A 14,951-nucleotide genomic window follows, 5' to 3' on the forward strand; every position below is an offset into this window, starting at 1 on the left:
GCTGATGCACCTGTTCCGAATCCTGTTCTACTACGAGTGGCGGCACTTTCGCGCTGCCCGGGGCCTCGTGCTACTGTGCGGGCTACTGCTGGCCACCGGCCTCTACGGCATCTACTACGGCACCACCGAAATAGCCCGCCAACGCACCCAGCTGGCCGCCCTGCCCGAGCTGACGCGCCGCAATGTGGCCGAGCTGCAAGTGAAATTCCCCGGCCCCGCCGACGCCGGCGACATCGGCTACTACCACAGCACCTTCGCCGTGCACCATCCTGATGCTTGGGCCGCCCTCTCGCTGGGTTTGCGCGACGTGAACCCGAGCTACGTGAAGCTGCGCCTGCTGGGCCTGCACAACCAGCTCTACGCCACCGACAACGCTAACCCCATGAAGCTGCTTAGCGGCAACTTCGACCTGGCCTTCGTGCTGGTGTACCTACTGCCGCTGCTGATCATTGCGCTGGGCTTCAACTTGCTGTCGGCGGAGCGGGAAGAAGGCATCCTGACGCTGCTGCCGGCCCAGCCGGTGCGCCCTGCGACGGTGGTAGCGGCCAAGCTGGCGTTTCGGCTGGCGCTGGTGTTGGGGCTGGCGGGGCTGCTGTCGGTGGCCGGGATGCTCTGGGCCGGGGTGCCGCTGGATGGGCGCGTGGCGAGCTGGCTGGCCCTGACGGTGCTGTACTGCCTGTTCTGGTTTGGGGTGGTGCTGGTGGTTACGGCCTGGCAGCGGCCCTCGGCCGTGAATGCCGTGGCCTTGCTGGGCGTGTGGCTGGTGCTGGTAGTGCTGGTGCCCAGTTTGCTGAACCTGGCCGTGGCGGCGGCCCGTCCCGTGCCCCAGGGCCTGGAGCTGACCATCCGGCAGCGCGAGGAAATCCACGCCGGCTGGGACAAGCCCAAAACTGAAACTATGAACCGCTTCTTCGCCCTCTACCCGCAGTGGCGCGACACGACCATCATTCGGGAGCGATTCGTGTGGCGCTGGTACTACGCCTTCCAGCACCTCGGCGACCAAGCCGTGGCTCCGCAGGCCGCCGCCTACGCCCACGGCCTGCAGGCCCGCTACGATTTGGTAGAGCAGCTCAACCTGCTGTCACCCGCCATCAACGCCCAGAGCAGCTTCAACGCCCTGGCCGGCTCCGATTTGCCCACCCACCTGGCCTTCCAGCGCAGCGCCACCCGCTACCACGACTCATTGCGGGCGTTCTATTACCCGTTTCTGTTCCACAAAGTCGAGTTTACCCACGCCGACTACGCCCGCGAGCCAACACATAGCTTCACGAGCACGCCCGAACTGACCACCGCGCAACACGGGCTGCTGAAGCTGCTGTTAAGCGTGGCCGCTGTGTGTGGGTTGGGGCTGCTACTGTTGCGTTTGCGCCCGATTACGCCACGCTAACGCGGAACCCGGCCCGACGGCTGACTGCCATTAGGCCAGGTATTGGCCGGGTAGGAAACACGACGGTAGTACCGACGCCAGTTGCCCATGACCGGCCCAATAACTGTAGCTCCCCCGCATTCGGTAGCTCACCTCCGGCCCGGAAAATACTCCATCTGCTTACTTTCGGCAACTGAAACAGGACACTTCTTATAGGAAAGTGGCTTGTTATACTTTTAGCAAAGTACCTGCCGGTGGGTAAGTTGGCGTCTTATGTGGCCTCGCCGGCGGTGCTGGCTACTAGGCGGGTGCTGCCGGGCACCATGAGCGGGGGCGGCGAGGTATCATGGTAGGCTTGCGCCAGAAGGTGCGCTACCACTGGCGCTTCCGGGCCCTGGTGCATCGCCCGGAGTTGGGTTTTGAGCGCCGCTTCGTCGCGGCTCACACCCCGCTCATGCTGCTGGGCGTGTTCCTCCCACGACTCGGTCATGAAGTATTCCACCAGGCGGGTGGGCTCAGCCAGATCCACGTACAGGCCCCAGCCAATAGCTCCTTCGCGCCGCCGGATGTCAGCCAACCGGTCCATGAGGTAGGTGAAGGTGGGGCGGTTTTCGGGCGCGACGTGGTAGGTGGTAGTAATGATAACCGGGCCGGCAGTAGGCGCGGGCGCTTCGGCCAGCTGCGGTTCGGGGCGGGGGCGGGCGTGTGGTCGAGGGTTTCGGGGGCGTTATAGAGCGAGAAGCGCAGCCCCAGCAGGGTGCTGAGTGTAAGCCAGCTGGCGGCGCCGGCCAGTGCCACTGGCAGTCCCCAGCGGCTGGCTACCGCACCCCACACCACGCTGCCCAGCGCCATGCCGCCCTGAATGGTCAGCAGGTACAAACTGATGGTGCGGGCCTGCACCCAGCGCGGCACCACCGTCTGCACGCCCACGCTAAACGAGTTGAGCACCAGCATCCAGGCCAACCCCACCAGCACCAATAGCGCCATCAGCAGCGGCTTGCTGCCCGAATAGGCCAAGCCCAGCAGCCCCAGCGCAAACGCAGCCGTAGCCAGCGTTACGCGCCAGTCGATGCTGAGGCGCTGGTTGAGGCGTGGTAGCAGCAGCGCCCCCAGCACCGCCCCGGCCCCCATACACGACAGCAGAATGGAGTAGAACGAGGTGGGTAGCTGCAGCTGCCGCACCACCACGGCCGGCATCAAAGCCAGCAACGCGCTGGCTCCAAACGTGAAGCACACGCCCCGCACCAGAATGTGCTGCACCGGGGGGGAAAAGCGGGCGTAGCGTATCCCGCCCCGGATGGCGGCCACCACCCGCTCCGTGGCCAGCGAAGACGTGGCCTGTGGGGCCCGCTTCCAGCTATACACCATGTAGATGGTGGCCAGAAACGACAGTCCATTCAGCAGAAACGCTGCCCCCGCCGAGAAGTACCCAATCACCAGGCCTCCCAGTGCCGGCCCGAAAGCCCGGGCCAGGTTGAAGCTTACACTATTGAGCGCAATGGCCTGGGCCAGCTCGGTGCGCGGCACCAGCTCGGGTGTTACGGTTTGCCAGACAGGGTTGTTGAGGGCGCCGCCCAAGCCCAGTAGAAACGTGAGCGTGAGCAGCAGCCACGGGTTGCTGAACCCCAGCAGCGTGCTGGCTGCCAGCAACAGCGCCACTGCCGCCATCCAGGTTTGAGTGATGAGCAGCATTTTGCGGCGGTCCACCAGGTCGGCGAGGGCACCGGCAGGCAGACTCAGCAAAAACACGGGCAGTGCTGAAGCCGTCTGAAGCAAGGCTACCAGCACTGGCGAGGGCGTCAGCTCTGTCATCAGCCCCACGGCCCCCACGTTCTGCATCCAGGTGCCAATGTTGCTCACAAACGACGCAATCCAGAGCATCCGGAAAATAGGAATGCGCAGCGGAGTAAACGGGGAAGCAGCAGGCAGGAGCGGCAGGGTAGAGGCAGGCATACAAACAAAGGCGGAAACCAGCCTACTACGTAATTGCCAGCTCCGCGACTAGCAAGCTCGCCTGATCAGGTGCGGGACGGACTTTGTCACCTGGCCGGCCGGCGAGCTGCCTATAAAGTAAGCCCCGGCGTGGAACACACCGGGGCTCGGAAGGTATTGCCAGAGGAAAGACAGCTGGAAGAGTAGACAAGTGGCTACAGAGCTGGGCGCCGAACCTGCCCGCCTTTGCGCCCGGCAATTCGGGCTTCTTCGGGCGTGAACCGGTGGCCACGGCCACTGGCATGGGAGGCTTTACCACCTTCCCGGGCAATACGTTTCTGTAGTTCGGGGTCCATGGAGGCAAAGCCGCGGCGACTGATAGTATTGGTTGGAGCTGCTGAATCGGCAGGCTTAATGGCAGAAGAGCGGGAAGTAGCCATAAATAAGGGTGGAAAAGGTGAGGAGTGGAAAGGATAATTGGAATCCGGACAAAGCCAGCTAACTGTTGGCTTTCGTCGTTGCCGGCCAGATGCGGAACAGCTGCTGCAGCTGCAACAGCTGCAAAACCCGCAGCAGTGTAGGGCCTACGTTATAGAGCAGGAGTTCGGCGCCAGCCGCACGGGCAAGCAGCAGCTGTGACACCAGAAAGCTGACGCCCCGCGTGCGCAGGCAGCGCAGCTGCTGGCAGTCGATCAGCAGGTTGGGCCGTTCGGTGGGGTTACGTTTTCGCAGACTACGCACCACCTCCACTGGGTCAGCCAGATTTACGTCGACTACATAGGTAGGCGTCGAGAAAAAAGGGGCGTTAGAAGACATAGGCCAAGGGTGGTTGAAGTAGAAATGAATGAGCTGCTACCGGACGCTTTTGAAAAAATGTAGAACGTATAGAAGCAAAAGTATCCGTTGAGAAAGCCACATAAATCAGGGTTACTTACCAAATTGAAACTACGTATAAGCCGCTTATGCCAAGTGCCTTAGGGTGCATAGGTACAGTATAGGGGAGGCATTGACAGCGCGGCGTTCCGGGGCTTGGGGGGCAATGTTGCCACCGGATCGAGCAGCCATAAGCTGCCACCCGGCTCGAGGCGCTGCAACTCAAACTGCCCGGAAATGTGCTGCCCGTGTAGTATCAGCTTGAGTTGGAAAACACTGCGCTGAATGGGAAACCTGATGATGGAAAGCCCCGCCGGGCCTTCATCCAGCACCTGCTCGGGCATGGTGGAGGCATCGGCTTCGGTGAGCAGTAGCGCGTGTTTTAGCTCCGGAATTACCGGGCATTCGTGGGGAAGAATCCAGTGCGCCTGCGGCGGGGTGCCAGCAGGACTGTGCAGCCCAAACAAAGCCAGATGCTGATAGCTTCCTCCCTTAATAGAATGCCGCAGCTCAAAACGTAGCATTCTCATGGCTTAAATAAATAGGTGATAATTAGTCAGCATTGCCTGCCTACTGTGTGCTCTGTGGCCTGATTTGCGAGCTGATATACTGCTGCTTACGCTGCTCTACATCGGCGGCCTAGTAATCCTTTAACGAATATTATATAGCTGGTAGATAATGTATTACTACTGAAAAGTGCTCATGGAGGTCATCCGTATTTCCCGAAGCAGCGCAGGTATTTCACAAGTTAGCCCCCGCAAAACCCGGTAAGTATTACCAGTGCTTTTGCGGGGGCTATGCCTACGCCGTGTTATTCCAGGGGCTGCTCCAGCGCTATGAAGCGCTGACGTATTTAGCTTATCAAATCAATTTACTGGTCAGAGAGGTGTAGATGCCTGTGGCTGGTTGGGGTAGCACGTTGTGCAGACCAACTGATTGCGCTGCCGGCCGCGCTACACAACTTGCTGACGCCAACTCACTCCTAATCTCCTTTACAGTCTCACCCCAATGCCCGGCCCGAACAGAAAAAATAGGCGGCCAGTACTCACGAGGTAGCCGCCGCCCAGGTAGAGCGGGAACGTAAGCTTGGCATCGGAGCGGGTAGGGTACACGGAGCCCAGCACCACAATGCCCAGGTCGCGGCCGGCGGTGCTGTTGGGGTTGAGGTTGAAGGCGTTCAGGGCCACAAAGCCGGCGCCCACCTTGTAGGGCCGCAGCTTATTGATTTTAGTGGGGTGGTAGAAGCTGAATTGCGCCAGCGTGGCCAGACTGATGCCGCTGAAGGCTGTGTAGTTGTTGTTTTCGCCGCTTTTGGCGTTGAGCTGCTTGGTGAGCAAACCGGCCGGAAAGCTGATGTCGATATCGAACTTCACACGGCGCTGCAGCACCAGCTCCAGCTTTTGCGAGAAGCCAGCCTCCTGGTACTGGGCCGGGTTGTGGCGCACCGTCACGATAATGGTGCTCCAGTCGTCGAGGGCGTAGGTTTTGCGCGAGCCCAGCAAGCTATTCAGGCTGATGTTGCCCACCTGGCACTGCTTGTCCTGGTAGAAAGCGGCCCGCACCGAGTTGTCGTCGGGGCACACCACCACGTTGTCCACGGTGCGCAGCTCAATCAGCTCACCCTTAGCGTTCTGCGTCCGGATATCAAAAATCAGGTACTGCTTGCCAAACAGCTGCTTGTCGGAGTCGATGCCGCCGCTGTTGAAGCCAAACACCACGTCGCTCACGGTACGGTCGTAGAGTACCGGCCCGTTGAGGCGCGTCACGGGCCGCGGCGCTTCGCCAAACGTCACGCTCACGAAGTCCAGCGGGTGGGGCCGCTGAAACTCGCGCACGGCCAGGCTGTGGCCCGTGGCCTGCCCGGCGTTGAAGATGGTGATGCGCTTTTTGTCGATGGTGACGGGCACCTGCACCCGGTACACTACGGCCGCATCAGAGCGCACACTGGAGTCCGACGGAATCACCTGCACATCCTCGAAGTGGAAGCGGGCCCGCGCCAGCGACTCGCCCTCCAGGCGCACGTCCACCGTCTCGCCGGGGTTTACGTTCAGGCTGCTGGTCCAGTCGCCGCCGCGGTGCCGCACGCTCACAGCCGCAATAGTAGTTTTGGGCGAGATGTTGAAGTTGGTGATGTACTTAGCCTGGTCGTTTTCCTTGATGTAGAGGTAGCTATCAGTCTGGCGGTGGGTGTTATACACGCGCAGCCAGCACAGCACCCGGTCGTTGGTGAGGTATTGGCGCGTAAACAGCTCGGCCACCAGCGAGCCGCCCGCTTCTTCCTGTTCCTCAATGCGGTAGGTGCGCTTTAAATCAAACGTGCGGCCGTTGTCGAGAATCAGCTCCACGCCTTTGCGCCGCGACACTTCATCCAGGGTTATTTCTTTTTTGTCGACGCTCAGAAAGCGCAGCCGCGAGGCCTTCACCGTGAATTCCTGCCGGATGGGCGGCAGCGCGTAGCTCACGCGGCGGTTGTTATCAGTCAGGAAGGGCCGCTCGGTCTGGGGCTGTACCGTGAGCAGGCGGGTGCCGGTGGCGTTGGGCAGCACGTGCAGCCGCAGCCCACCCTTCTCCTGCGTAATGCGGTAGTCGATGTCGCGCCCCTTGGTCCAGTCGGCGGTGGTGCGGATATTTTTAAGGTTGTTGGAACTCAGCTCAAACACCTTTTCCTCGCCCACAAACAGCTCCGAATCGGTGGGCCGCAGCTCCAGCGTGGTGCGCGTCACGGGCAGCAGGTTCACTGTTTGCGTGAGCGGCGCCGCGCCCACCGAGTCGTTGGCCTGCGTGAAAGTGAGGCGCAGAAAACGCGCCGCCGTCAGCTCTTTGAACCGCACTTTGGCGCGGTAGTAGGGCCCGGCCGGCCCGGTGGCCGCCGTCAGCGAGTCGAGCAGCAGAAAATCGGCGGAGCGCACCAGCCGCAGCGGGCGGCGGCTGGGAGTGGCGGCCGGATACACTTCCAGCTCGGCAGTTTCGTCTTCCTGACGGTAGTAGAAATACAGGCTGGGCTCGTTCTGCACCAGCACGGCATGGCGGCTGAGCAGGTAGCGGGTAGTGTCGGTGCGGATTGCCAGGTCGCGCAGCAGCGGGCCATGTCCGCTGCCACCAGACTGGGCTACGGCCGCCACAGAACAAACAAACAGCAGCACCAGCAGCGCAAAACGGCGCGAAAGGTGAAATCCCGGAGAAAGGCGCACGGGTAGTCGGCGTAAAATAGATGAGCAATTGGGGCAAGCCACTCCCAAGGCAGCGGCCCATAAGCCCGCAAAGGTAAGCTCCCGCGCTGCAGACCAGCCAGGAAAATTCACTTGATTTCAAGCCGCTCTGGCCGCCCATTCCGCTGGCCTCGCCGCCGTCTGCCAGCTGGTTTTGGCCAAAGCTGTAGCCAATGCAGTGTTTTAGGTGATAGAGCAGTGGGAAAACATCCGGGCTCCAAGCCCGGCCAGACTGGCAGCAGCTTGATTATGGTTCTTATCCGAACAAATGCGGGCTAACATTGTAAACAAACCCATGATGCAGCAGACGCCAGGCACTGGTTCAGGTGCCTGGCGTCTGCTGCTTTTTCCACCATTTTCTTCCTCGCTTCCTATGAATATGCATTACATCCGCCGCGGTAGCGGCCGGCCCCTATTGCTGGTGCACGGCCTCGGCGGCAGCTGGCGCTCCTGGAACACCGTTCTGGCAGCGTTGGTCGCCGAGCGCGACGTTATTGCCGTTGACCTGCCCGGCCACGGCGAAACGCCCAAGCTACCGGGCGAAAACTCCATCAGCTCCTTCGCCGACGCCCTCACCAGCTTCCTGACCCAGCATGACCTGCTCGGAATTGATGTGGTCGGCAGCTCAATGGGTGCCCGGCTGGTGCTGGAGTTAGCCCGCCGCGGTGGGGTAGTGGGGGCCGTGGTGTCGCTGGACCCCGGTGGCTTCTGGCAAGGTTGGGAAGTGCCGTTTTTCTATCATTCCGTTGCAACTTCGGTGAAGCTGGTAAAGGCGCTGCAGCCAGTAATGCCCGCGCTGGCCGGCTCGGCTGTGGGCCGCACCGTGCTGCTGCCTCAGTTTTCGGCCCGGCCCTGGGCCGTAGATGCCCGGCAGGCGCAGGAAGAAATGCACTCCTTCGCCCACACACCCGTATTCGACGAACTGCTCGACCAGTTAGCCCACGGTGAGACGCAAAAGGCCGCGCCCAAAGGCAGCATCCCGGAGCCGCTCGTGATTGGCTGGGGCCGGCAGGATCGGGTGTGTCTGCCCAGCCAGGCCAAGCTGGCGCTAGCGAAATTTCCGGACGCCCGCCTGTATTGGTTTGATAACTGTGGCCATTTTCCGCAGTGGGACCAGCCAACCGAAACCGTTCAACTTATTCTGGCCGCTACCAGCGGGCAGGCCTTTTCCGACGCTTCCGTTGCAGCGCGACGGCCGCACAAGGGCCAGCCTTCACAGGTGCCGGCCGTGGCAGTGGTGGGTGGCATTCTGGCGCTGCTGGCCGGTGGTGTGTGGCTGTTGGCTGCACGCCGCAAGTAGCCAAGCCCGTTTTCGGCCTTCACCTAAAACCACCACGGCCGGCCTCTTATTTAAAAAGGCCGACGTGGTGGTTTTGGACTGTATCGGTTGCCCAGAACGCAAAAACACCCGCTCCGATATGAATCAGAGCGGGTGTTTCTTGTAGTCCGTAGGGGAATCGAACCCCTGTTGGTAGAATGAAAATCTACTGTCCTAACCCCTAGACGAACGGACCATGGTAAACGGCGTTTTCCGTTTTGGTGATGCAAAGATAAGGTACTAAAAATCTATCCTGCAAGTCCCAGGCAAGGATTTAATGGGATTTTTGCCGACGCCGGTCCCACCACACATAGCCGCCGAACAGCACCAGGCTTATTCCGGAAACCCATAGCAGGCCGGTTTTCAGGCGGTTGCTTTCTTCGCCCAGGTAGGCCAGCAGCGCAATCAGGGGCACAACACCGACCACCGTAGCGGCCATAAATTTCCAGTAGCCCAGGCGCGCCACCCCCGCTACAAAGCTGATGGCGTCGTCGGAGAGGGCAGGGGAGAGGCGCGCAATGATGATGGCCCACACGCCGTAGCGCTGCACAATATCGATGACGTTTTTCTCGGTTTTCTTGCCCAGCAGCCGGCTGACAAAGGATTCGCCCATGGCCCGGCCCAGGCCATAGCCAACCGTGGAGGCCACCACAATGCCCGCCAGGGCCAGCAACGAGCCCCACCACGGCCCATATGCCAGAATGGCCACCAGAATGAGAGCCACCACGTTTATCACGAACAGAAACATCTGCACCACCATCAGCCCCACCACTACCACCGGCCCCCAGTTGCCGAACTGTGCCATCCACTGCGCAATCTGGTCCTGCTCGCCGCTTTTCAGCACCTGAAACCCTTCTTTCGCCACTACCTGAAATGCGGGCCAGAAAAAATATGCAGCTACCACCGTTGCCAGGAAGGCCAGGGAAATATAGAGCGGTACATGCCGAGAGCGTGCTTTAGAGGCGGGCATACGTAAGTATAAGCGTGAAGAAACGAGCCCTGAATTGTACTGGCAGCACCTAAATACAGGCTGAAAACAGGCAGTGCTAATGAGCTTTAGACACGCTCTACGTAACCCGGCGCGCCAGGGCTGCCGCAACCCCGGTGGTGCGCACGGGGTACTAGGTGGTGAGTGAGACACTGAACGAACGTCGCCTCACCCTCATCCCCTAGTACTTTTCCGCATGATCAAACACACCTACGACATGGGCCTGATTGGCAACTGCGCCTTTCTCGCCCTTATTCGCAAGGATACCTCCGTGGCCTGGATGTGCTGGCCCCGCTTCGACAGCAGCTTTGTATTCGGCGACCTGCTCGACGGCCAGAAGGGCGGCGAGTTCAGCGTGAAGCCCGCCGCGCCCGGCCGCTTCGAAACACACCAATACTACCTGCAGAACACCAACGTGCTGTGCACCGAAATCGAGAGTGAGGACGGGCGCTACCGCGTCACGGACTTTGCGCCGCGCTTTCCGCAGTATGAGCGCTACTACAAGCCACTGATGCTGATCCGAAAGCTGGAGCCACTGGCCGGCACACCCCGCATCCGGGTGGCCTGCAACCCGGTAGGCAACTACGGCGAAACCAAGCTCACGCGCCGCCGTAGCTCCAACCACATTGCGTTTCTGGGACTGGAAGAGGAAATTCGCCTCACCACCGACATTCCGCTCACCTACATCACCGACGGCGAAGACTTTGTGCTTAGCGAGACCCGCTACTTGGTGCTCACCTACGGCGCGCCGCTGGAAGCGGCGCTCAGCAGCACTGCCGAGCGTTTTTTGCGCGCCACCACCGACTATTGGCGCCAGTGGGTGAAAAGCACCACCATCAGCAACTTCCACCAGCAGGCCGTCATTCGGTCGGCACTGGCCCTGAAAGTGCACCAGTACGAAGACACCGGCGCCATCATTGCGGCCAGCACCACCAGTTTGCCCGAGGCGCCCGGCAGCACCCGCAACTGGGACTACCGCTACTGCTGGATGCGCGACACGTTCTACACGCTCACGGCCTTCAACAACATCGGCCATTTCGAGGAGATGGAGCGGTATTTCCACTACATCGCCAATATCACCAGCAAAGTCAGTGGCGACAAATACCAGCCGCTCTACGGCATCAGTGGCGCCTCGGAGCTGACGGAGCACGAGCTACCGCTGGCTGGCTACCTCGGCAACCAGCCGGTGCGCATCGGCAACGACGCCTTCACGCACATCCAGAACGACGTGTACGGCCAGATTCTGGTGGCGCTGCTTCCGCTCTACGTGGATGCCCGCTTTGTGAGCCCCGAGCGCAACAGCCCCGAGAAGCTGGTATTCGACACGCTGCGCATGATCGAGAAAACCATGGACCAGCCCGACGCCGGCCTGTGGGAGTTTCGCCACATTGCGCAGTACCATTGCTACACCTACCTCTTCCATTGGGCCGGCAGCCACGCCGCCCGTAAGGTTGCCCAAGAGCTCCAGAACCCCGAAATGGAGGCCCTGGCCACGCGCCTCATGCACGCCGCCGAAGAGCGGATCGAGCAGTGCTTCAGCGAGAAGCACCAGGCCTACGCCAACGCCATCAACTCGCCGCACCTTGATGCCAGCACCTTGCAGCTGATTATGATGGGCTACCTCGACCCCACCACCGAACGCGCCCACCGCCACCTGCAGGCCCTGGAAAAGGAGCTGATGACGCCCGAAGGCCTGTTCTACCGCTACCGCCACCCCGACGACTTCGGCACGCCCGAAACGACGTTTCTGATCTGCTCTTTTTGGTATGTGGAGACGCTGGCTTGCGTCGGCCGCCTCGACGATGCCGTGCGCGAGTTTGAGAAGCTCATCACCTACACCAACCACCTGGGTTTGCTCTCGGAGGACGTGGACGCCAAAACCGGCTCGCAGTGGGGCAACTTCCCGCAGGCCTACAGCCACGTGGGCCTTGTGAATGCCGCCTACCGCATCTCCAAAAAGCTGGACCGCCCCACGTTCGTGTAATATCAGTTGTAACTGAAAGTAAAATGGCCAGCTTCTCACCTAGAGAAGCTGGCCGTTTGCTTGTCCTATTGGGCTTTTAATCCGCGTCGGCGGCGCGTAGGTGTACGCGGTTCAGTTCGGCTTTGTGCTGGCGCCAGTCGGGCATGAACTGGTCCATCAGGCCCCAGAAGCGGGCGTTGTGGTACCGCTCGTGCAGGTGGGTCAACTCGTGTACCACAACGTATTCCAGGCAGGGTAGAGGCCGCTTGATCAGTTCCAGGTTCAGCCAGATGCGGCGCGCCTGAATGTTGCAGGTGCCCCAGCGGGTCTTCATCTGCTTGATGCCCCAGCTAGTGGCCTGCGCCCCCACCACCGGCTGCCAGGCAGCCAGCAGTGTTGGCAGCTGCTGGCGCAGTTGCTGGCGGTACCAGCCGTCCAGCGCCTTGCGGCGCTGCTCCGCCGTGCTGTCGGGCCGGATGTGCAGGGCCAGGGTGGGCGGCGTGGTTTCCGGGTGGCGCTCCACGCGGGGGGCGCCGGCGGTGGGGTACACCTGCAATGCGTGCAGTTCACCCTGATACGGGTGCAGCTCGCCCGCAACGTACGCCAGCGCTGCAGGTACTTCGCGGGCGGCAAAGCGGGTCTGGTGCTTGATAATCCAGTCGCGGCGAGTTAGCACCAGCTCCCGGATGGTGGCGTCAGGCGTGCGCAGCGGCGCGGAAACCCGCACCCGTCCGTCGGGCATATGCACGCTCAGGCGCAGCGTCCGGATATTCTTGCGCACCACTTCCACGGGCAAGTCGTCGATCAGCAACTGGGGCATTGGGTGGAGTGGGGAGTTGGTGGAGTAACGCATGACTGACGTTGCAATTGCCAGGGAGCCATGGAGGGGCGAAACATCGGTTGCAAAGCTACGAGCTTAGCTGCAGCAAGCCCCGGCGGGGCGCCACCCTGGCCGCTTGGGCAAGGTAGCGCCCCGCCGGGGCTTGGCGGGGAAGCAGTAGCGCGAACTTTGTAGTTCGCGCCCCCGCGCCGCTCGGACGATTTCGTTTTTACGGTGCGGGGACGCGAACTACAAAGTTCGCGCTACTGCCCACTTACAGCAGCTGCCGAAGCAGGCGGCGCACGTCGGGCGTGCCGGCTACGTGGTAGCGGGCCAGGGAGCGGGTGGTGGTGCCCACCTTCACAGTATAGGCTTCGGGCGGCATTGCCCGGAACGTGTCCTCGTCGGTGCGGTCGTCGCCGATGGCCAGGGTAAAATCCGGCTGATAGGTGGCCAGCCAGCGGGCTGCCGCCGTGCCTTTATTGATGCCGGCCGTTTTGATTTCAATCACCTTATTGCCTTCCATCACCTGCAGGTCGCCGTTGGAGGTCATAAAAGTAAGATGATTGAGCAGGTCGCGGGCCCGCACAGCGCCTAGCTCGGCATCGGCGCGGCGGTAATGCCATACCAAGGAAAACTCTTTGTCCTCAATGAATGAGCCAGCTGTCCGAGTTACGTAAAGTGCCAGAATCGAGCGGATTTCCGGCATCCAGTCGTTGCTGAGCGTTTGAAACATCTGCCAGTCTTCGCCGGCCGGCCGCAGCCAGACGCCATGCTCAGCAATAAAATCGATGGGCAGATGCCCCAGCCAGGACTCCAGCGTAGCCCGGTCGCGGCCACTGATAACAACTACCCGGTTCTGCGGCACATCAGCAAGGGCCTTGAGCAGCAGCAGCAGCTCCTGGTCGGGGCGGGCCCGTTGCGGGTCTGAGTGGAACGAAGCCAGCGTGCCATCGTAATCGAGCAACAGCAGGCGGGAAGAAGCGGCCCGATATTCTTCCACCAACTGCCTGGTAACAGTAGGCAGCAGGATTTCAGTGGCCAAGGTGTGCTGCTTGATCTTCGCGTACGCCAGCCGGTCCATGAATAGTTGGGTCCAGGCAAACACGTTATACTCACGCACCAGGGCCTGCATGGCACTCATGCGGTGTATTTGCTCTTCCTCGGGCATCACCAACGCGTCGTGCATGGCCTCGGCCAGCTGGCCGGTGTCGGTGGGGTTGATGATAATAGCGTCGGACAGCTCACGCGCGGCGCCGGCCCGTTCGCTCAGAATCAGCACCCCGCGCTGGTTCAGCTTGCTGGCGACAAACTCTTTCGCTACCAGGTTCATGCCGTCGCGCATGGGCGTTACCAACGCCACCTCGGCCAGCCGGTACAGCGCCGACAGCTCTTCCAGCGGGAACGAGCGGTAGAAGTAGTGAATCGGAGTCCAGGAGATGGTGCGGTACTGCGCGTTGATGCGGCCCACCAGCTCGTCGATTTCCTCTTTTAAACTGGCATATTGGGCCACCTGGTCGCGGGAAGGCACCACCACCATCAGTAGGCTGGCCTGCTCGCGCCACTCGGGGTAACGCTGCAGCAGCAGCTCGAAGGCGCGCAGCCGCTGCGCAATGCCTTTGGAGTAGTCGAGCCGGTCGATGCTCAGAATCACGCGCACGTCGCGCAGGGCCTCGCGGTAGTTGGCTTCGTGCCGAATAGCTGCTTCGGAAGCGGCAGTGGCCGCAAATCGTTCGTAATCGATACCCATCGGGAAGGCATCAACCAGTACCGTGCGGGTGCCGGTTTCAATCTGCCCGTTCTGCGCCGACATGCCCAGCAGCTGGGCCACGGCGCTCAAAAAGTGGCGCATGTACCCGAAGGTGTGAAAGCCGATCAGGTCGGCGCCCAGCATGCCCTGTAGCAATTCCCGGCGCCACGGCAGCACACGAATCAGCTCGTAGGACGGAAACGGGATGTGCAGGAAGAAGCCGATGGTGCAGTCGGGGCGGGCCTGGCGCAGCAGGGCCGGTAGCAGCAGCAGCTGGTAATCGTGGATCCAAATGGTGTCGTCGGGGCCGGCCAGTTCCAGCACGGCACGGCAGAATTTCTCGTTCACGGCCACGTAGGCTTCCCAGTGCGCCTGCTCGTAGGTGGCGTACTGCGTGAAATAGTGGAAAGTGGGCCAGAGCGTGGAGTTGCTGAAGCCCTCGTAAAAGTCCCGGATTTCGGTTTCCGTCAGAAACACCGGCACCATGCTGTTGTGGGCCAGCTGCTCGCACACGTAGGCTTCTTCGGCGGCATCTTCCACGTACAGTCCCGGCCAGCCAACCCACACGTTGTCATCCTGTTGGTAGATGGAGCCCAGGCCAGTAGCCAACCCGCCTTCGCTGGGCTGAAACGTGAGGCTTTCCTCGGTACGCAGGACTTTTGTGGGCAGGCGGTTCGAGACGATAAGGGTACGGGACATGGGCCGTTGGGGATGGTGAACCCATAGGCTTAC

The 14,951-nt window shown here is 61.3% G+C and carries 11 protein-coding genes, 1 tRNA gene and 1 pseudogene; 3 read left to right on the forward strand and 10 right to left on the reverse strand.

The window, feature by feature from the left end; genetic code table 11:
* Positions 1-4 precede the first annotated feature (4 nt).
* The gene (locus H8B14_RS10450) at positions 5-1,387 is read left to right on the forward strand and encodes an ABC transporter permease (RefSeq protein ID WP_187315582.1); all 1,383 of its coding nucleotides are present in this window, start codon (positions 5-7) and stop codon (positions 1,385-1,387) included.
* 250 nt (positions 1,388-1,637) lie between these two features.
* Here the strand turns inward: H8B14_RS10450 and H8B14_RS21115 are convergent, their stop codons facing one another.
* The 6 genes and pseudogenes from H8B14_RS21115 to H8B14_RS10480 all read right to left on the reverse strand — a co-directional run bounded on the left by H8B14_RS21115 (position 1,638) and on the right by H8B14_RS10480 (position 7,362).
* On the reverse strand, positions 1,638-2,045 hold the full coding sequence (locus tag H8B14_RS21115; protein WP_261989991.1) for an MFS transporter: 408 nt from the start codon (positions 2,043-2,045) through the stop codon (positions 1,638-1,640).
* A 50-nt stretch (positions 2,046-2,095) separates the two neighbouring features.
* A pseudogene (locus H8B14_RS10460) lies at positions 2,096-3,319 on the reverse strand (MFS transporter); the annotation flags it as partial.
* A 194-nt stretch (positions 3,320-3,513) separates the two neighbouring features.
* Complete coding sequence (locus H8B14_RS10465) at positions 3,514-3,738, reverse strand: con-10 family general stress protein (protein ID WP_187315585.1); 225 nt, start codon at positions 3,736-3,738, stop codon at positions 3,514-3,516.
* Between the two features lie 58 nt (positions 3,739-3,796).
* Positions 3,797-4,114, reverse strand: coding sequence for an STAS domain-containing protein (locus tag H8B14_RS10470; RefSeq protein WP_187315586.1), 318 nt, complete (start codon positions 4,112-4,114; stop codon positions 3,797-3,799).
* Between the two features lie 158 nt (positions 4,115-4,272).
* A complete protein-coding gene (locus tag H8B14_RS10475; RefSeq protein ID WP_187315587.1) occupies positions 4,273-4,701 on the reverse strand; it encodes a hypothetical protein in 429 nt (142 codons plus the stop codon).
* Between the two features lie 462 nt (positions 4,702-5,163).
* On the reverse strand, positions 5,164-7,362 hold the full coding sequence (locus H8B14_RS10480; protein WP_187315588.1) for a hypothetical protein: 2,199 nt from the start codon (positions 7,360-7,362) through the stop codon (positions 5,164-5,166).
* A 397-nt stretch (positions 7,363-7,759) separates the two neighbouring features.
* On the opposite strand from H8B14_RS10480, the gene H8B14_RS10485 reads away from it, so the two are divergent.
* On the forward strand, positions 7,760-8,680 hold the full coding sequence (locus tag H8B14_RS10485; protein ID WP_261989963.1) for an alpha/beta fold hydrolase: 921 nt from the start codon (positions 7,760-7,762) through the stop codon (positions 8,678-8,680).
* 142 nt (positions 8,681-8,822) lie between these two features.
* Here the strand turns inward: H8B14_RS10485 and H8B14_RS10490 are convergent.
* Together H8B14_RS10490 and H8B14_RS10495 are read right to left on the reverse strand one after the other, a co-directional pair.
* Positions 8,823-8,894: transfer RNA gene (locus H8B14_RS10490), tRNA-Glu, on the reverse strand.
* A 78-nt stretch (positions 8,895-8,972) separates the two neighbouring features.
* Positions 8,973-9,668: a TVP38/TMEM64 family protein gene (locus tag H8B14_RS10495; RefSeq protein ID WP_187315590.1), complete on the reverse strand. Its 696-nt coding sequence runs from the start codon at positions 9,666-9,668 to the stop codon at positions 8,973-8,975.
* A 214-nt stretch (positions 9,669-9,882) separates the two neighbouring features.
* Here H8B14_RS10495 and H8B14_RS10500 point away from each other — a divergent pair, with 214 nt between their 5' ends.
* Positions 9,883-11,670: a glycoside hydrolase family 15 protein gene (locus tag H8B14_RS10500; protein WP_187315591.1), complete on the forward strand. Its 1,788-nt coding sequence runs from the start codon at positions 9,883-9,885 to the stop codon at positions 11,668-11,670.
* Positions 11,671-11,746: 76 nt separating this feature from the next.
* On the opposite strand, the gene H8B14_RS10505 is transcribed toward H8B14_RS10500, so the two are convergent.
* Positions 11,747-12,502, reverse strand: coding sequence for a M48 family metallopeptidase (locus H8B14_RS10505; protein WP_222840581.1), 756 nt, complete (start codon positions 12,500-12,502; stop codon positions 11,747-11,749).
* A gap of 241 nt (positions 12,503-12,743) precedes the next feature.
* Positions 12,744-14,918 carry a bifunctional alpha,alpha-trehalose-phosphate synthase (UDP-forming)/trehalose-phosphatase gene (locus tag H8B14_RS10510; RefSeq protein WP_187315592.1) on the reverse strand — a complete coding sequence of 725 codons (2,175 nt, stop codon included), beginning with the start codon at positions 14,916-14,918 and terminating at the stop codon, positions 12,744-12,746.
* Positions 14,919-14,951: the final 33 nt, after the last annotated feature.

It is taken from the genome of Hymenobacter puniceus, assembly GCF_014333525.1.
GTDB lineage: Bacteria > Bacteroidota > Bacteroidia > Cytophagales > Hymenobacteraceae > Hymenobacter.